The following is a 16,963-nucleotide window of genomic DNA, read 5'->3' as shown; positions in this document are numbered from 1 at the left end:
CGGTATCGATTTGCGGCTCCGCCGCGTGGTGGGGCTCCGCCTCGGACTCCGGGTTCGGCGGGCTGTTCCCCTACCCGCCCCCTCCCGAAACTGGGGCTCCGCCCCAGGCCCCTGTCCCCAGGCCCCGGGGCTCGGGTCTCGGGGACGGGGCTTCTGGTATCGGGCGGCGGTGGGCGGGCTGTTCCCCTTCCCGGCCCTTGCCGCAGCGTTGATTCGCGGCTCCGCCGCGTGGGTGGGGCTCCGCCCCAGAGCCCGGGGTCCAGGGGCGGAGCCCCTGGTATCGGGAAGGGGCGGGTAGGGGAAAGATCCGCCGGACACCCCCGCAGGCCGCCGCCTGGGCGGCTACGGAGCCACGCGCGGGCGTCGGGCCACGGGGGCGGGCGCCCCGAGCCGGAGCGGATGTCGAGCGGGCGTCGGGTGCCATGAGCGGGCACCACGCGGTACGAGAGGGCGCCGGGCGCCACGGGCGCCAGGGTGTTCCGCACAAGCCCCACAAGCTGGGGCGCCAGGGTGTTCCGCACGAGCCACACGGGCCGGGCGCCAGGGCACCGCAAAAGCGCTGGGAGCGCTATACGCGGGCGATCGGTGCCAGTACCGCCTCCGTCAGCGACGCCAGGTCCCCCGGTGCCAGCTCGACCTCCAGCCCGCGGCGGCCCGCCGAGACGCAGATCGTCTCGTAGTCGGTGGCCGACTCGTCCAGGGCCGTGGGCAGGCGCTTGCGCTGGCCGAGGGGGGAGATTCCGCCCCGGACATAGCCCGTGGTGCGTTCGGCCGCCGCGGGGTCCGCCATCGTGGCGCGCTTGCCGCCCACCGCCGCGGCGAGCGCCTTGAGGTCGAGGGTGGTCGAGACCGGCACGATGGCGACCGTAAGGCGGTCATCGACGCTCGCGACAAGGGTTTTGAAGACCCGGCCCGGTTCGACGCCGAGCGCCTGGGCGGCCTCCTCGCCGTAGGAGGGGGCCGCCGGGTCGTGCTCGTAGGAGTGCAGGGTGAATTCCGTGCCCGCCGCGGTGAGGGCGGTGGTGGCGGGGGTGCCCGCCGAGGTCTTCTTGGTCTTCTTGGGCATGTTCGTCCGCGTCAGTTGGGGCTGGTGGGACCGCGGGTCAGATCGACGGCCGGGAGCGACGGGAGCTTACCGATGACGGCGCTCTCGGCGCGAAGGAGTTTCAGCTCGTCGGCCAGCCGGCTCGCCGTGTCCGGCGCCTGTAGCAGCCGCTGCTTCGCGGGCGTGTCGAGCACGGCCGCGGCCGCCACCAGGTAGGAGAGCACCGACGGTTCGCCCGGCAGGTCCTGCTCGTTCGCCAGGGTCCGCTCACGGGCGCCCGCGAGCCGCTTCTGGTACATGCGGAAGGCCCGTACGACCCCCGAGGCCAGCGCCCCGGCACCCTCGCCCTGCTCCTCCTCCAGCTCCTTGACCTCGGCCGTCAGATAGGGGCCGGAGGAGTCCACGGAGACCAGTTCGAAGCGGGTGGTGCCGGTGGCCAGCACCTCGAAGGTGCCGTCCTCCTGTTCCCGGATGGTGGCCGCGTCCGCCACGCACCCCACGGCGTAGAAGGACTTGGCGGGATCCGGTCCGAACCCGGCCGTGGGGCCGGGGTCCGGGCGCGTGACGGAGTCCGGGAGGCCGACCGCGCTCGGGGCGACCTCATGGCCGTCCCGGATCGCGATCACCCCGAACCGGCGTGGCGCGTCCTCGGGGAGCGCCGACAAATCGCGCATCAGGGAGCGGTACCGCTGCTCGAAGACGTTCAGGGGCATGACGAGCCCCGGGAACAGCACCGTGTTCAGCGGGAAGAGCGGAAGGCGCGCGGAGGTCACGGGGCGTAAGCCTAATGGCCCCGCGCGTTTCCTTTCACTGGCGCCGCAGCAGTAGGTCCCTGGCGCCGCGGCAGTAGGTCCCTGGCGCCGCGGCAGCCGGTCACTGGCGCCGCAGCAGCCGGGACGCACCGGCGGCGACCGCGGTGGCCAGCACCCACCCCAGCAGGATCATGACGATGGACGCCCATTGGACGGCGCCGTCCGGTTTCCAGTAGCCGTCCATGCCCAGATCGATCACCGGGATCAGCAGATCGAGCGTGTACAGCGAGGCGTTCCAGTGCGGGGATTCATCCGGCTTGAGCGCCTCCGGCCGGTTGTGGGCGAAGAACACCGAGCCGACCGCCCACAGCACCGCCATCCACACCGCGGCCCGGCCCGGGCGGTACCCGTAGGCCACCGTCCAGTCCTGGAGATAGCCCCAGACCTTCCCGGCGAGCGGCAGCGTCTCCCGGCGGCGGCGCTGCTTGGCGAGCTGCACCTCGCGCGCGTCGGCGTCCTCGCCGCTGGCCCGCATCGTGTTGGCCAGCATCTCGTACGGCTCGGGCGCGTACTCGGGGGTCGCCGCGGCCACCCACTCCAGCCGCCGGGCCAGCGGGAAGTGGCCGCGCGGAATCAGGCACTCATAGCTGAACCCGGCCATGGTCAGCCCGCCCGGCCCCGGCCAGCTCACCGACTTGTCGACAAGGTTGACCACCCGGGCGCCGGAGAGGATCACCCGTCCGCGCTGCGGCCGCTCCCCGAGGAAGCGCAGCTCGGGGGTCTGGACCCGGCGCAGCGAAAGCTCCTGGTCGTTCTCCATGATGAAGCGGGCCTGGTCGAAGTCGATGGCGTCGCCGATCCGCCCGTCGTCCAGCCGGATCCCGCCCTCGCATTCGAAGCGCTGGATCCGGGTGCCCCGGGTGGGGGTGGAGGCGGTGCCGTACGGCGGGGTGGAGCCGCTGGAGTAGGTGCTCACCCCGCCCGCGGTGAGATAGAGGCTGCGCTCCACGGTGAGCTGCGGTGCGTTGAGCGCGCGGCGGCCGTAAGGGTTGCGCAGCCGGCTGCCGCGCAGGCTGAGCGACACCCCGATCTGCGCCCCGCGCAGGCTCAGCTCGCCATAGGACTCGATCATGTCGGCCTGGAAGTCCTGGGCGACGGTCAGCCCGTCGGCGCTGATGGACATGCCCCGGCGGTCGCGGCGCACGATGAGCTGGTTGAGCAATAAATCCGTGCCGATATGGGCGTCGGTGAGCCGGATCCCGTGTTCGACCACACAGCGCGGCAGATGCAGATCGCCCTCGGTGCGCAGCCGGGCCGCCTCCAGCCGGGGCAGGGCGCAGCCCACCAGGCGCAGGGTGGTGAACTGCGCCTCGGGGAGCAGCACCTCCCGCTCGAAGCGGCAGTTCTTCAGCTCCACATAGGGCTCGATGTTCCCGCCGGCCAGGTCGAGCGTGCCGGTGATGTGCACCCCGTTGAGCTTGAGCGCGGCGACCCGGCCCGGCTGCGCGGGCGGCCCGTCCAGCAGCAGCAGGGCCACGACACGCGCGCGGACACTGCGCTCGGGGCCCCAGGCGTACGGGCCGGAGGGGTCGTTCCGCTGGGGGTGCGAGGTGCGCAGATCATGGGTGCTGCCATTGCGGAACGCCTGCCACATGCCCCATTCGGCGGTGGTCAGGTCGAGGCCCGGGGGTGGGTCGCCATCGTGCGGCTCGGTCACAGCCGTGTCCCCTCCTGATTCTCCGTGTCCCCGTACGGAGCACATTCCCGCTGAGTAACCGGTTGAACGCCAACGGTCAGGGTCAACTTAGGGCGTCCGTATCACTGACTGATACGGGGGGAGGGGCGTCGTGGCGGGTCTGAGACAATTGATCGCGTGATCTCCCGTATCGATCTGCGCGGTGCCGCCTTCCCGGAAGGCGGGATCGACCGCGACCTGCTGCCCCGTGCCGAGCTCGACGTCGAGGCCGCCCTGGAGAAGGTGCGGCCCATCTGCGACGACGTGCGCCATCGTGGTACCGCTGCGCTGATCGACTACGCCCATCGGTTCGACGGCGTCGCCATAGAACGGGTGCGGGTCCCCGCACAGGCGCTGGAGCGCGCCCTGAGCGAGCTGGACCCGGCCGTGCGTGCCGCCCTGGAGGAGTCCGTCCGGCGGGCCCGGCTGGTCCACCGCGACCAGCGGCGCACCGACCACACCACCCAGGTGGTGCCGGGCGGCACGGTCACCGAGCGCTGGGTGCCGGTCGACCGCGTCGGGCTGTACGTACCGGGCGGGCGCTCGGTCTACCCCTCCTCCGTGGTGATGAACGTGGTGCCCGCGCAGGAGGCCGGGGTCGGCTCGATGGCCGTCGCCTCCCCGCCGCAGGCGGAGTTCGGCGGGCTGCCGCACCCCACGATCCTCGCGGCGTGCGCGCTGCTGGGCGTGGACGAGGTGTACGCGGCGGGCGGCGCCCAGGCCGTCGCCATGTTCGCCTACGGCACCGAGGACTGCCGCCCGGTCTCGATGGTGACCGGGCCGGGCAACATCTTCGTGGCCGCGGCCAAGCGGCTGCTCAAGGGCCGGATCGGCATCGACGCCGAGGCCGGGCCGACCGAGATCGCCATCCTCGCCGACGCCACCGCCGACCCGGTGCATGTGGCCGCCGACCTGATCAGCCAGGCCGAGCACGACCCGCTGGCCGCCTCCGTGCTGGTCACCGACTCCGAGGAGCTGGCCGCGGCGGTCGAGAAGGAGCTGGACGTCCAGCTCGGGGCCACCAAGCATGTCGAGGACCGGATCCGTCCGGCGCTGTCCGGGCGGCAGTCCGGCATCGTGCTGGTCGACGGCCTCGAGCAGGGCCTGGCCGTGGTGGACGCGTACGCGGCCGAGCATCTGGAGATCCAGACCGAGGACGCGGCGGCCGTCGCGGCCCGGGTGCGCAACGCCGGGGCGGTCTTCGTCGGGGCCTTCTCGCCGGTGTCGCTCGGCGACTATGCGGCGGGCTCCAACCATGTGCTGCCCACCGGCGGCTGCGCCTGCCACTCCTCGGGGCTGTCCGTGCAGTCGTTCCTGCGCGGCATCCATGTGGTGGACTACAGCCGGGACGCGCTGGCCGAGATCGCCGGACATGTGGTGACGCTGGCCGAGGCGGAGGATCTGCCCGCCCACGGCGCCGCGGTGAAGGCAAGGTTCGACTGGAAGGTGCCACCGAGCAAGTGACCGGCATTGACGATCTCCCGATCCGGGACGAGCTCCGTGGTAAATCCCCGTACGGCGCCCCGCAGCTCGAGGTGCCCGTACGGCTGAACACCAACGAGAACCCCTATCCGCTGCCCGAGCCGCTGGTCGCCCGCATCGCCGAGCGGGTCACCGAGGCGGCCCGGAACCTCAACCGCTACCCGGACCGGGACGCGGTCGAGCTCCGTACCGAGCTGGCCCGCTACCTGAGCCGTACGGCCGGTCTCGAAGTCGGCGTCGCCCAGGTCTGGGCGGCCAACGGGTCCAACGAGGTGCTCCAGCAGTTGCTTCAGACCTTCGGCGGGCCGGGGCGCACCGCGATCGGCTTCGAGCCCTCGTACTCGATGCACGCGCTGATCTCGCGCGGCACCGGCACCGGCTGGATTTCCGGTCCCCGGAACGCCGATTTCACCATCGATGTCGATGCCGCCCGTAAGGCCATCGCCGAGCACCGCCCCGATGTCGTCTTCATCACCTCGCCGAACAATCCGACGGGGACGGCCGTCGCGGCCGAGACGGTGCTGGCGCTCTACGAGGCGGCACAGAGAGCCAGGGCGGACGCCGCAGGGGCGCTCGTCGTCGTGGACGAGGCGTACGGGGAGTTCAGCCACCGCCCCTCGCTGCTGCCGCTGATCGAGGGGCGGCCACGGCTGGTGCTCTCGCGCACCATGTCCAAGGCGTTCGGCGCGGCCGGGCTGCGGCTCGGCTATCTCGCCGCCGATCCGGCGGTCGTCGACGCCGTCCAGCTCGTCCGGCTGCCGTACCACCTGTCCGCCGTCACCCAGGCCACCGCGCTGGCCGCCCTGGAGCACACCGATACGCTGCTGGGGTACGTCGAGGCGCTGAAGGCCGAGCGCGACCGGCTGGTGAGCGAGCTGCGCACGCTGGGCTGCGAGGTGACCGACTCCGACGCCAACTTCGTCCAGTTCGGCCGCTTCGAGGACGCCCACGCGGCGTGGCAGGGCCTGCTGGACCGGGGCGTCCTGGTCCGTGACAACGGCGTACCGGGCCGGCTGCGGGTCACCGCGGGCACCCCGGCCGAGAACGACGCGTTCCTCGACGCGGTACGCGAGCTGATGAAGGAGAAGAGCGCATGACCCGCGTGGGACGTGTGGAGCGCACGACCAAGGAGACCTCGGTCGTCGTCGAGATCGATCTCGACGGCACCGGCCAGGTCGATGTGTCGACAGGTGTCGGCTTCTACGACCACATGCTCGACCAGCTCGGCCGCCACGGCCTCTTCGACCTCACCGTCAAGACCGAGGGCGACCTGCACATCGACACCCACCACACCATCGAGGACACCGCCCTCGCGCTCGGCGCCGCCTTCAAGCAGGCGCTCGGCGACAAGGTGGGCATCTACCGGTTCGGCAACTGCACGGTGCCGCTGGACGAGTCGCTGGCCCAGGTGACGGTCGACCTCTCCGGCCGCCCGTACCTGGTGCACACCGAGCCGGAGAACATCGCGCCGATGATCGGCGCCTACGACACCACGATGACCCGGCACATCCTGGAGTCCTTCGTGGCTCAGGCGCAGATCGCCCTGCATGTCCACGTCCCGTACGGGCGCAACGCGCACCACATCGTGGAGTGCCAGTTCAAGGCCCTGGCGCGGGCCCTGCGCTACGCCAGCGAGCGCGACCCCCGCGCCGCCGGGATCCTCCCCTCCACGAAGGGGGCCCTGTGAGCGTCGCACGCGCGGCCGCCGGGCCGCGGATGATATTCGACCCGCGTTTTCGCCGCGCGGGCGGAGAAGCGAACGAGGTGGCCCTGTGAGCGTCGCACGCGCGGCCGCCGGGCCGCGGATGATATTCGACCCGCGTTTTCGCCGCGCGGGCGGAGAAGCGAACGAGGTGGCCCTGTGAGCGTCGCACGCGCGGCCGCCGGGCCGCGGATGATATTCGACCCGCGTTTTCGCCGCGCGGGCGGAGAAGCGAACGAGGTGGCCCTGTGAGCGTCGCACGCGCGGCCGCCGGGCCGCGGATGATATTCGACCCGCGTTTTCGCCGCGCGGGCGGAGAAGCGAACGAGGTGGCCCTGTGAGCGTCGCACGCGCGGCCGCCGGGCCGCGGATGATATTCGACCCGCGTTTTCGCCGCGCGGGCGGAGAAGCGAACGAGGTGGCCCTGTGAGCGTCGCACGCGCGGCCGCCGGGCCGCGGATGATATTCGACCCGCGTTTTCGCCGCGCGGGCGGAGAAGCGAACGAGGTGGCCCTGTGAGCGTCGCACGCGCGGCCGCCGGGCCGCGGATGATATTCGACCCGCGTTTTCGCCGCGCGGGCGGAGAAGCGAACGAGGTGGCCCTGTGAGCGTCGCACGCGCGGCCGCCGGGCCGCGGATGATATTCGACCCGCGTTTTCGCCGCGCGGGCGGAGAAGCGAACGAGGTGGCCCTGTGAGCGTCGCACGCGCGGCCGCCGGGCCGCGGATGATATTCGACCCGCGTTTTCGCCGCGCGGGCGGAGAAGCGAACGAGGTGGCCCTGTGAACGGCTTGTCGACCGTGTTCATCCTCGTGGGGCTGTTTCTGCTCGGCGGGGTCATCTCCTTCGTCAAGCAGGGCATCTCCAAGAGCATCGTCACGCTGCTCGGGATCGGTGCCACGATGGCGCTGCTCGCCGGGATCCTGCGGCTTGAGGTATGGAATTGAGTGACCTGACGAACAGCACGACCGCGAAGAACGTCGTCGTCTTCGACTACGGATTCGGCAACGTACGCTCCGCCGAGCGGGCCCTCGCCCATGTCGGCGCGCAGGTCGAGATCACCCGTGACTACGACAAGGCCATGGCCGCCGACGGCCTCCTCGTCCCCGGTGTCGGCGCCTTCGCCGCCTGCATGAACGGGCTGCGTGAGGCGCGCGGCGACTGGATCGTGGGGCGGCGGCTGTCCGGCGGCCGTCCGGTCATGGGCATCTGCGTCGGTATGCAGATCCTCTTCGGGCGCGGTATCGAGCACGGCGTCGAAGCCGAGGGCCTGGACGAATGGCCCGGCACGGTCGAGCCGCTGCGCGCCCCCGTCGTCCCGCACATGGGCTGGAACACGGTCAAGGCGCCCGGGGACTCACAGCTTTTCGCCGGCCTGGACGAGGACGAGCGGTACTACTTCGTCCACTCCTACGCGGTCCGCACCTGGGAGCTCGAGGTCACCAACCCCCATATGCACTCCCCCAAGGTCACCTGGGCCACCCATGGCGAGCCGTTCGTCGCCGCCGTGGAGAACGGCCCGCTGTGGGCCACCCAGTTCCACCCCGAGAAGTCGGGCGACGCCGGAGCGCGGCTGCTCCGCAACTGGCTCGACATCCTCTGACCGGTCCGCGCCGGTCCCGGTCCGCACTTGCCCGCACCACCCGCACCGCCCGCACGCTCTCACCGAAGGTTGTCCGCATGCGCTCGAACCGCCTCGAACTCCTCCCCGCCGTCGATGTCCGCGACGGCCAGGCCGTCCGCCTCGTCCATGGCGAGTCCGGCTCCGAGACGTCGTACGGCGACCCGATGGAGGCCGCCCTGGCCTGGCAGCGGGCGGGTGCCGAATGGCTGCACCTGGTGGACCTCGACGCCGCCTTCGGCACCGGGGACAACCGCGAGCAGATCGCCGAGGTGGCCCGCGCCATGGACCTCAGGGTCGAGCTGTCCGGCGGCATCCGCGACGACGCCTCGCTGTCCGCCGCCCTGGCCACCGGCTGCGCCCGGGTGAACCTCGGCACGGCCGCCCTGGAGTCCCCGGAATGGGTCGCCAAGGTCATCGCCGAGCACGGCGACCTGATCGCGGTGGGCCTCGATGTGCGCGGCACCACACTGCGCGGCCGCGGCTGGACCCGGGACGGCGGCGATCTGTACGAGACGCTGGCCCGCCTCGACTCCGAGGGCTGCTCCCGCTACGTGGTCACCGACATCGCCAAGGACGGTACCCTCCAGGGCCCCAACCTGGAGCTGCTGCGCAATGTCTGCGCCGCGACCGAAAAGCCCGTCGTCGCCTCCGGCGGCGTTTCCTCGCTCGACGACCTGCGTGCCCTTGCGACTCTGGTACCGGAAGGTGTCGAGGGCGCCATCGTGGGCAAGGCACTCTACGCCAAGGCGTTCACCTTGGAAGAGGCGTTGGAGGCGGTATCCGTATGACCTCACCCGAGTCCGCGCGGCGGGTCCAGACCGGCAGCCCCTGGGAGGAGACCATCGGGTTCGCCCGGGCCGTCGAGGCCGGTGACCTGGTGCTCGTCGCCGGGACGATGCCGCTGGCGGAGCGCGGCGTACTGGAGGGCGAGGGGGATCCGTACGAGCAGACGCTCGCCGCCTTCCGCCATGCGCTGGACGCGCTGAAGAAGTTCGACCTGGGCGTCGAATCGGTGGTCCGCACCCGTATGTACCTCACCCACGCCCGCGACGTGGACGAAGTGGGCCGCGCCCACAAGCAGCTCTTCGACGCCGTACGCCCCGCCGCGACGCTGGTCGTGGTGTCCGGTTTCGTCGACTCGCGCGTCCTGGTGGAAGTCGAACTGGAAGCATTCCGAGGAGCACGACAGTCATGACCCTGGCGGTCCGAGTCATCCCCTGCCTGGACGTGGACAACGGCCGGGTCGTCAAGGGCGTCAACTTCCAGAATCTGCGCGACGCGGGCGACCCGGTCGAGATGGCCAAGGTCTACGGCGAGGAGGGCGCGGACGAGCTGACCTTCCTCGACATCACCGCCTCCTCCGGCGACCGCGAGACCACCTACGACGTGGTCCGCCGCACCGCCGAGCAGGTCTTCATCCCGCTGACGGTCGGCGGCGGCGTCCGCACCCCGGAGGACGTGAACAAGCTGCTGCGCGCCGGGGCGGACAAGGTCGGCGTCAACACCGCCGCCATCGCCCGCCCCGAGCTCATCCGCGAGATCTCCCAGCGCTTCGGCAGCCAGGTGCTCGTCCTCTCGGTCGACGCCCGCCGCTGCCCCGAAGGGACGGTGACCTCCTCCGGCTACGAGGTCACCACCCACGGCGGCCGCCGCGGCACCGGCATCGACGCCGTCGAATGGGCCCACCGCGCGGCGGAGCTGGGCGCGGGGGAGATCCTGCTGAACTCCATGGACGCGGACGGCACCAAGGACGGCTATGACACGGCCATGATCGAGGCCGTCCGCAAGCAGGTGACCATCCCGGTCATCGCCAGCGGCGGCGCGGGCAAGCTGGCCGACTTCGCGCCGGCGGTGGCCGCGGGTGCCGACGCGGTGCTGGCGGCGTCCGTCTTCCACTTCGGCGATCTGCGGATCGGCCAGGTGAAGGACGCGCTGCGGGGGGCGGGCCACCCGGTCCGCTGAGGGATCCACGCCTGCGGCGGGGGCCACCGTATGGTGACCCCCGCCGCGTCGGCTTTCAGGACGTCACGGGCGTCACTTGGTGATGCCGTCGCCCTGCGGCCGCTGGCGGTAGTGGTCGACGATCCCGTGCTTCAGAATGGCGTACTCCGCCAGGACATCGCCCTTCTCGCCCGCCGCGAAGTCCTTCGTCCGGTATTCGCGGTCACCGAGGTAGGCGAGGCTGTCCCGGTCGAAGATCCACTCGTTCGCGACCCACGTCCGCTTGTCGACGCGGGCGATGGCGAACCCGTGGCGGCCCGCCGCGTCCACCGCCTCCTCCTGCCGCGTCACCCCGGGGATCCTCGCGGCGGCCTTGTACAGCGCGGCGGCGTTCTCCGGCGGCATCACATCGCCCAGCAACCGACCGATCTGGTCGAAGACGGCCTGCGCCTTCTCCTGGCCGTCCTCTGCCTCGGTCATCCGGTACAGCTCCTTGAGCAGGACGTCCGGGTCGGTCGGCAGGGACGCCAGCCACTGGTACGTGGGGCGGTCGATGCCCGCCGTAGACCCTCCCAGTTCGTACATCGGGGAATAGCCCCCGTCATCGTGTATCTCGCCGGTCTTGGTGATCCGCTTCACCTGCTGCGACTTCCAGACCTCGCGCTGGGCCCGCGGCTCCAGCTCGGAGGCGCCGTTCTCCTTCATCTCGGCCCCGGCCCCGACGCTCTTGACGTAGACGAACTGATCCTGGCGCACCGGCTGGACGTCCGACTTCGCCGCGGTCCCGGCGATCCGGTCGAGCAGGACGGTGGCGGTCTCGCGGGGCTGGGCGGCGCTGTCGCCGGACCCTCCGCCCCCGGTGAAGGTGACGGCCAGCGCCCCGGCCAGCGCCAGGGCCGCGGCGGGCATCACCAGCGCGGGGCGCAGCAGCCGCTGCCGGGCCTTCCGGGCGGTGGCGGTGGTGCGGTTCTGGTCGTCATCGATGAGCTGCATCAAACGGTCCTTGTGGTGGAGGTAGGGCTCGGAAGGAACGTCCCGCTCGGCCGGGGCGGGAAGCAGCCGGGCCAGTTCCTCGCGCTCCGCTTCCTCGTGCTCCGCTTCCTGGTGCTCGGCCCGGTCGGGCCCGGAGCCGGCGGCGTTCATCGGGGTTCCTCCTGAAACTCCTGATAGGGCAGGGCCGCGAACGCGGCCTCACGCTGTACCTCTCCGCGACGGGGTGGCGGTTCCGTCCTTTCCTCCGCGAGCCGCTGCTCGGCGAGCTTGCGCAGCCGGGCGCGGGCCCGGGACAGCCGCGAGCGCACGGTGCCCACCGGAATCCCCAGCGCCTGGGCGGCCTGCGCGTAGTCCAGCCCGGACCATACGCACAGCGCCAGCACCTCCTGCTCGCCGCGCCGCAGCCGGCCGTAGACCGTGCGCACGGCGGCCAGCCGGCGGGCGTCGTCGATCCGCCCGGCGGTCTCGTCGGCGAAGTCCGCCACCGGGGCGGGGGCCGGGCGGCGGGCCAGGAAGGCCAGGCGTCTGCCGATGCCGCGGTTGGCGTTGCGGGCCTTGTTCGTCGCCACGCCCAGCAGCCACGGTTTCAGCGTGCCGTCGCCCGGCTCCAGTTGCTCCCGGGTACGCCAGGCGGCGAGGAACGTGTCCCCCAACACCTCCTCGGCCACCGACCAGTTGCCGGTCAGCCGGTAGGCATGGTTGTAGACCGCGCGCGCGTACTCCGCATAGAGCTCTGCGAACGCCTCGCGGTCACCCGCCCGTACCCGCGCTCGCAGGCCATCACTCATGTTGTTCACACCTCACACCCGTGCCTCTCCGCACGGCGGAGGTGGTTCCCGTGACCTGTGCCACACATGGGGTGCGGGCGCTTACGGGGTGTCCGGCGCGTGGCAGGGGCTTCGCCCCTGGGCCTGGACCTCGGGGTCTGGGGCGGAGCCCCCACGCGGCGGAGCCGCATATCGACGCTGTGCGGGAAGGGGTGGGGAGGGGAGGGGAGCAGTTGGTATCCGCGATGGCCGCCCGCGGCGCAGGAGCCCTCTATGCTCAGGCGTCAAACTCGTATTCGAGGATGTACGACCCCGCGTCGAGCACCATCTCATTGACCTCAACGGCTGTCCCGTCCTCGGTGAAAGCCGTGCGGCACACGAGGAATACGGGCGTTCCGGTGGGGAGCCGCAGGTCCTGGGCCTCGGTCGCGGAGGGCATGCGCGACCGGATCTCCTCGCGGAAGCGGGCGGGCGCATGGCCGAGCTCGGAGAGCCGCGCGTAGACGCCGCCGACGCCGCTGTGACCGACCACCCTCCGATCTTCTCTAGAGACACCCTAGGTGTCCGCTCGCTTGTTTGAGCAATCCGACGAATCTGAGCGGGAGCCACTCGGGAGGCTGGTCCTGTGCCCGGTACACGAGTCGGTGTCGCGGGCCCGCCGGTGGTTTCGCATGTTCATCGCGAAAGAAAAGCTGGCGCGTTCGACCGACGACTGCCTGCTGTTGATCTCCGAGCTGGTCACGAACGCGATCGTGTACGGAGAGTCTGACGGGCTGTGGCGGGTCCGTATGGAGTGGTATCGGGCGGGCGCATCGCTGCGGGTCGAGGTGCACAACCCCGGATTCCCGGCGCGGGTGCGGCTTCGTCGGCCCGCCGCGCGCGACGCGCATGGGCGGGGGTTATGGATCGTGAATGAGCTTGCCGATGAATGGTGGTCGGGGCCGAGCCCCTACAGCGGCACGGTCGTCGGCTTCCTGATGCACAAGATGTTCGTCGGCAGCAGCAGCCAGGACCCGGAAACTGGCCGCGCATAACGCGGCCATGGACCTGCGCTCGGAACTCGTCGCTCCAGCCGTACCGACGGCCCGTCTCGAAGAGATCAGGCGTGAGATCGAGCGGAACTCCGCAGGCCGCACGGCAGCGTCGGCGCGCTGGCGGGGTGCGGCGCACCCAGGAGAAGCGCGTCCTGGTACAGCCCCGCTGACCTGCCCAGACTCGGTGGGGCAGGACAGAAACGGGATCAGGAGCGAGAGGGATACGCCATGAACGCCATCACCGAGACGGGCAAGGTCGTGCTCATCACCGGGGCCAGCAGTGGGATCGGTGAGGCGACCGCGCGTCGGCTCGCCGCCGAGGGGCACCGGGTGTATTTGGGGGCGCGGCGGACCGAGCGGCTGGAGGAGCTGGCCGGGCGGATCACCGCCGAGGGCGGCAGCGCGGCGTATCAGGGGCTGGACGTCACCGCGGCCGGGGACATGCGGGACTTCGTGGCGGGTGCCCGGGAGCGGTTCGGGCGGGTGGATGTGATGGTCAACAACGCCGGGGTGATGCCCCTGTCGCCGCTCGAGGCGCTGAAGGTCGACGAGTGGGACCGGATGCTCGATGTGAATGTGCGCGGTGTGCTGTACGGCATCGCCGCGGCGCTGCCGGTGATGAAGGAGCAGGGCGGTGGGCATGTCGTGAACATCGCCTCGGTCGGGGCGTACGAGGTGTCGCCCACCGCAGCGGTGTACTGCGCCACCAAGTTCGCCGTACGCGCCATCTCGGAGGGGCTGCGCCAGGAATCGGCCGGTGACATCCGGGTGAGCCTGGTCTCCCCGGGTGTGACCGAGTCCGAACTCGCCGACTCCATCTCCGATCCGGCCGCCCGGGAGGCCATGAAGAGCTACCGCTCGGTGGCCCTGCCCGCCTCCGCGATCGCCGACGCCATCGCGTACGCCATCAGCCAGTCGGCCGAGGTCGACGTCAACGAGATCGTGGTGCGTCCGGCCGCGAGCGCCCAGTAGGGGGCCGGGTACGGGTGCGAACTGGCGGGCGGGGGGAGGGCGTCGTGGTGGTCGGATGACGGCCGGGGCAGCGATCCGGTCCCGGGGGGCTGTCGACTTGACGCCGCAGCCGGAGGCCGCTTTGATCACAACAGCCGCACGGGTGTACCGCCCCCGTGCCGCCCAAGAGGTACGCCCAGCCGGTAGGGGGTCCGGTTCCGGTCCCGAGCCCGGACACAGTCGCCAGGACGGCGGATGCCATCCGAGGCGGGGCCGTTACCCGCGAGTGTTGGAGCTTTCATGCCAGCCAGCCATGCCGCCCGCCTTCGCCGCCGCTGGATCCTCGCGTCGGTGGCGACGGCGGCGGCCGCCGCGGCCGCCGTCGTCGCCGTGTCCATGTCCTCGGGGGCCAGCGCGTCCGAAGTGGCGCTGCCACCCGTCCACGGCGGCTTCGACTACCAGATCGGCGGGGAGTACACCCCGCCGAAGGGCGTCGACATCGTCAGCCGCGACCGCTCGGACTCCCCGGCGGACGGGCTGTACAACATCTGCTACGTCAACGCCTTCCAGGTCCAGCCGGGCGAGCGCGACCGGTGGCCCGACGACCTGCTGCTGCGGGACCGCGACGGCGATCTCGTCATCGACACCCACTGGAAGGAACCGCTGCTCGACATCAGCACCGCCAAGAAGCGCGAGCGCGTGGCGGCCAAGGTCAACGGCTGGATCGACGGCTGCGCCGACAAGGGCTTCGACGCTATCGAGCCCGACAACTACGACAGCTTCGAGCGCTCCAAGAAGCTGCTGACCACCTCTCACGCCAAGAAGTTCATGGCCCTGCTGTCGGAGCACGCGCACGCCCAGGGGCTGGCCATCGGGCAGAAGAACACCGCGGAGCTGCTCTCCGACCGTAAGGCGGCCGGGCTGGACTTCGCGGTGGTCGAGGAGTGTGGCCAGTACGACGAGTGCGGTGAGTTCGCCAAGGCTTACGACGACCATGTCGTGGTGGTCGAGTACGGCGAGGAGGGCTTCACCAAGGCGTGCGAGGGCTGGGGCGACCGGCTCAGCATCGTCCTGCGGGACGAGGACGTCTCGACCGACGACGGTGCGGACTACGTCCGCGAGACCTGTTAGGGATTCCTCCGGCGATCCCCGCCGCGCGCCGGGCGGCGGGGACGCGCCAGGGGCTCAGCGGGGATGCGCCACGGGCTCAGCGGGGATGCGCCACGGGCTCAGACGCCCAGCTTGGCCTCACGCGCCGCGGCCACGGCCTCCTTGTCGCCCGCCAGCTCGACCCGGGCGGCCTCCTGGCGGCCGCTGAGGAAGAGCGCCAGCTCGCCCGGTTCGCCGGTGACCGTGGCGACCGGGGCGCCGCGTCGGGCCACCGCCGTACGGCCGTCCGGACGCCGCAGCACCAGGCCGACGGGGGAGCGGCGGCCGAAGATCCGGGCGCCGCGCTCGATACGGGACCACAGCGTGTCGGCGAAGACCGGGTCCAGCTCGCGCGGTGTCCACTCCGGGCGGGCGCGGCGCACATCCTCGGCGTGGACGTAGAACTCGAAGCTGTTGGCCGCCTCGTCCACCTGCTTCAGCGCGAACGGCGACATCCGCGGCGGACCGGTGCGGAACAACTGGAGCAGCTCCTCGTACGGCTTCGCCGCGAACTCCTCCTGCACCCGGGCCAGCCGCGCGGCCAGCGGCTTGACCAGCACCCCGGCGGCCGCGTCGGGGCGGCGCTCACGGACCACCAGATGGGCCGCCAGATCGCGGGTGTTCCAGCCCTCGCACAGCGTCGGGGCCCCGGGGCCCGCACCGTCCAAGAGGTCGGCGAGGAGCAGGCGTTCGCGCTTCGCGTGAGTGGACATACGTCCACCCTACGACCGGGGCCCGCCCGCTGCCATGAGAAGCGCCGCCGCGCGCCCCGGCGAGGCGGCTCCGCCCGGGCCTACGGGGTGTCCGACGGTGTCCGCCGCGTGGCAGGGGCTTTGCACCTGGACCCCGGGGGGCTGGGGCGGAGCCCCGCCTTCCAGCCCCTCCGGCGCTTGAGGAGCAGGGTCTGGGGCGGAGCCCCCACGCGGCGGAGCCGCACATCGACGCTGTGCGGGAAGGGGCGGGGAGGGGGGAAGCATCGATATGCGGCTCCGCCGCGTGGCCCGCCGCAGGCGCCAAGCCCCGGCCGGACAGTCCCTACCCCGGCAGGGGCTTGCTCAGCTTCTTGCCGTCGCGTGCGGCGCTCAGCGTGAGCGCGCAGGAGACCTGGTCCTCGCCCTGGATGGAGTAGGTGCCCAGCGCGGGGTACAGCGCGTAGTAGTAATACATCCGGCCGTCGTTGGGGATGGTCTTGAGCCGCTTCTTGGCGTCCGTCCCGCACAGCGACAGCGCCTTGGTCTGGATCGCCTTCTCGGAGGAGAAGTCGCCGCTCAGCTTCTCGTTGGCGATCACCTCGCCGTCGTGCGGGCCGTGGCAGGACCGCTTCTCGACCTTGGTGACGCTGCTGTCCATCGCCGGGTGGTCGAAGCACTGGCCGGGGTCGAGCACCACATACGGCACCTTGTCACCGGGCTCGCCGGACTCCGACGCGTCCGGGGCCGGTGAATCCGAGGCGTCCGGATCCGCGTCGGGGGCATCGTTTCCGCCGCCCAGCGGCGCGCCCTGACCGGGGTCCTCCGAGCCCGGCGGGCCCTCGGACGCCCCGCCGTCCGAGGGCGAGGAGAGGGGGCGGTCCGAGGCGGAGGCGGACGGGCTGGCGTCGGCCGACGTCTTCTTGTCCCCGTCGTCCTTCGTCCCGATGACGATCGCGCCGACGACCACCGCCACGGCCACCACCGCCGCGATGACGATCGCCGTGACCTTGGAACCCCCGGGGCCGGCCGGCGGGGGAGGCGGCGGCAGCGCACCCGGGGGTATGGCCCCCGGCGGCAGCGCGCCCGGGGGCGGCCC

Annotated in this window: 18 protein-coding genes and 1 pseudogene; 11 read left to right on the top strand and 8 right to left on the bottom strand. The window is 71.7% G+C overall.

The genetic code is table 11. The annotated features are described in order from the left end of the window. Positions 1–568 precede the first annotated feature (568 nt). The 3 genes from ybaK to KN815_RS32285 form a co-directional block, all read right to left on the bottom strand. Positions 569–1,066 (bottom strand): Cys-tRNA(Pro) deacylase, encoded by a 498-nt coding sequence (ybaK, locus tag KN815_RS32295; RefSeq protein ID WP_216345406.1) that lies wholly within the window; start codon positions 1,064–1,066, stop codon positions 569–571. 11 nt (positions 1,067–1,077) lie between these two features. Next, complete coding sequence (locus tag KN815_RS32290) at positions 1,078–1,818, bottom strand: LON peptidase substrate-binding domain-containing protein (protein ID WP_093461062.1); 741 nt, start codon at positions 1,816–1,818, stop codon at positions 1,078–1,080. A 100-nt stretch (positions 1,819–1,918) separates the two neighbouring features. Next, complete coding sequence (locus KN815_RS32285) at positions 1,919–3,514, bottom strand: oxidoreductase (RefSeq protein ID WP_216345405.1); 1,596 nt, start codon at positions 3,512–3,514, stop codon at positions 1,919–1,921. 156 nt (positions 3,515–3,670) lie between these two features. Between KN815_RS32285 and hisD the strand changes: the two genes are divergently transcribed. The 8 genes from hisD to hisF all read left to right on the top strand — a co-directional run bounded on the left by hisD (position 3,671) and on the right by hisF (position 10,302). Further along, positions 3,671–4,996: a histidinol dehydrogenase gene (hisD, locus tag KN815_RS32280; RefSeq protein WP_216345404.1), complete on the top strand. Its 1,326-nt coding sequence runs from the start codon at positions 3,671–3,673 to the stop codon at positions 4,994–4,996. Then, positions 4,993–6,111 carry a histidinol-phosphate transaminase gene (locus tag KN815_RS32275; protein ID WP_216345403.1) on the top strand — a complete coding sequence of 373 codons (1,119 nt, stop codon included), beginning with the start codon at positions 4,993–4,995 and terminating at the stop codon, positions 6,109–6,111. Before hisD ends, KN815_RS32275 begins: the two co-directional genes overlap by 4 nt. Next, the gene (hisB, locus tag KN815_RS32270; protein ID WP_216345402.1) at positions 6,108–6,701 is read left to right on the top strand and encodes an imidazoleglycerol-phosphate dehydratase HisB; all 594 of its coding nucleotides are present in this window, start codon (positions 6,108–6,110) and stop codon (positions 6,699–6,701) included. The genes KN815_RS32275 and hisB overlap by 4 nt, the downstream gene beginning before the upstream one ends. A 797-nt stretch (positions 6,702–7,498) precedes the next feature. After that, complete coding sequence (locus KN815_RS32265; RefSeq protein WP_162952980.1) at positions 7,499–7,663, top strand: CG2302 family histidine operon protein; 165 nt, start codon at positions 7,499–7,501, stop codon at positions 7,661–7,663. Next, positions 7,654–8,319 (top strand): imidazole glycerol phosphate synthase subunit HisH, encoded by a 666-nt coding sequence (hisH, locus tag KN815_RS32260; RefSeq protein ID WP_216345401.1) that lies wholly within the window; start codon positions 7,654–7,656, stop codon positions 8,317–8,319. The genes KN815_RS32265 and hisH overlap by 10 nt, the downstream gene beginning before the upstream one ends. 77 nt (positions 8,320–8,396) lie before the next feature. Next, complete coding sequence (gene priA, locus KN815_RS32255) at positions 8,397–9,128, top strand: bifunctional 1-(5-phosphoribosyl)-5-((5-phosphoribosylamino)methylideneamino)imidazole-4-carboxamide isomerase/phosphoribosylanthranilate isomerase PriA (RefSeq protein WP_014059971.1); 732 nt, start codon at positions 8,397–8,399, stop codon at positions 9,126–9,128. Continuing rightward, positions 9,125–9,535 (top strand): RidA family protein, encoded by a 411-nt coding sequence (locus KN815_RS32250; protein WP_216345400.1) that lies wholly within the window; start codon positions 9,125–9,127, stop codon positions 9,533–9,535. The genes priA and KN815_RS32250 overlap by 4 nt, the downstream gene beginning before the upstream one ends. After that, a complete protein-coding gene (hisF, locus tag KN815_RS32245; protein WP_216345399.1) occupies positions 9,532–10,302 on the top strand; it encodes an imidazole glycerol phosphate synthase subunit HisF in 771 nt (256 codons plus the stop codon). Before KN815_RS32250 ends, hisF begins: the two co-directional genes overlap by 4 nt. A gap of 72 nt (positions 10,303–10,374) precedes the next feature. Here the strand turns inward: hisF and KN815_RS32240 are convergent, their stop codons facing one another. The 3 genes and pseudogenes from KN815_RS32240 to KN815_RS32230 form a co-directional block, all read right to left on the bottom strand. Further along, a complete protein-coding gene (locus tag KN815_RS32240; RefSeq protein ID WP_216345398.1) occupies positions 10,375–11,424 on the bottom strand; it encodes a CU044_5270 family protein in 1,050 nt (349 codons plus the stop codon). After that, on the bottom strand, positions 11,421–12,062 hold the full coding sequence (locus KN815_RS32235) for an RNA polymerase sigma factor (protein WP_216345397.1): 642 nt from the start codon (positions 12,060–12,062) through the stop codon (positions 11,421–11,423). The genes KN815_RS32240 and KN815_RS32235 overlap by 4 nt, the downstream gene beginning before the upstream one ends. A gap of 256 nt (positions 12,063–12,318) precedes the next feature. After that, positions 12,319–12,561: pseudogene (locus tag KN815_RS32230) on the bottom strand (UTRA domain-containing protein); the annotation flags it as partial. 151 nt (positions 12,562–12,712) lie between these two features. On the opposite strand from KN815_RS32230, the gene KN815_RS32225 reads away from it, so the two are divergent. The 3 genes from KN815_RS32225 to KN815_RS32215 all read left to right on the top strand — a co-directional run bounded on the left by KN815_RS32225 (position 12,713) and on the right by KN815_RS32215 (position 15,157). Further along, the gene (locus KN815_RS32225) at positions 12,713–13,075 is read left to right on the top strand and encodes an ATP-binding protein (RefSeq protein WP_216345395.1); all 363 of its coding nucleotides are present in this window, start codon (positions 12,713–12,715) and stop codon (positions 13,073–13,075) included. 228 nt (positions 13,076–13,303) lie between these two features. After that, complete coding sequence (locus KN815_RS32220; protein ID WP_216345394.1) at positions 13,304–14,047, top strand: SDR family oxidoreductase; 744 nt, start codon at positions 13,304–13,306, stop codon at positions 14,045–14,047. A gap of 279 nt (positions 14,048–14,326) precedes the next feature. Beyond that, entirely contained in the window at positions 14,327–15,157 is an 831-nt protein-coding gene (locus KN815_RS32215) for an endo alpha-1,4 polygalactosaminidase (protein ID WP_216345393.1), read from the top strand. Positions 15,158–15,255: 98 nt separating this feature from the next. Here KN815_RS32215 and KN815_RS32210 read toward each other — a convergent pair whose 3' ends face one another. Together KN815_RS32210 and KN815_RS32205 are read right to left on the bottom strand one after the other, a co-directional pair. Next, positions 15,256–15,888 (bottom strand): TIGR03085 family metal-binding protein, encoded by a 633-nt coding sequence (locus KN815_RS32210; protein WP_216345392.1) that lies wholly within the window; start codon positions 15,886–15,888, stop codon positions 15,256–15,258. A gap of 322 nt (positions 15,889–16,210) precedes the next feature. After that, on the bottom strand, positions 16,211–16,963 hold a 753-nt coding region (locus tag KN815_RS32205; RefSeq protein ID WP_216345391.1), incomplete at its 5' end, for a hypothetical protein.

The sequence above is a fragment of the Streptomyces niphimycinicus genome, from assembly GCF_018883605.1.
In the GTDB taxonomy this organism is placed as follows: domain Bacteria; phylum Actinomycetota; class Actinomycetes; order Streptomycetales; family Streptomycetaceae; genus Streptomyces; species Streptomyces niphimycinicus.
The sequence above is the reverse complement of the archived record's forward strand: the minus strand, read 5'-3'. Positions and strand labels throughout refer to the sequence as shown.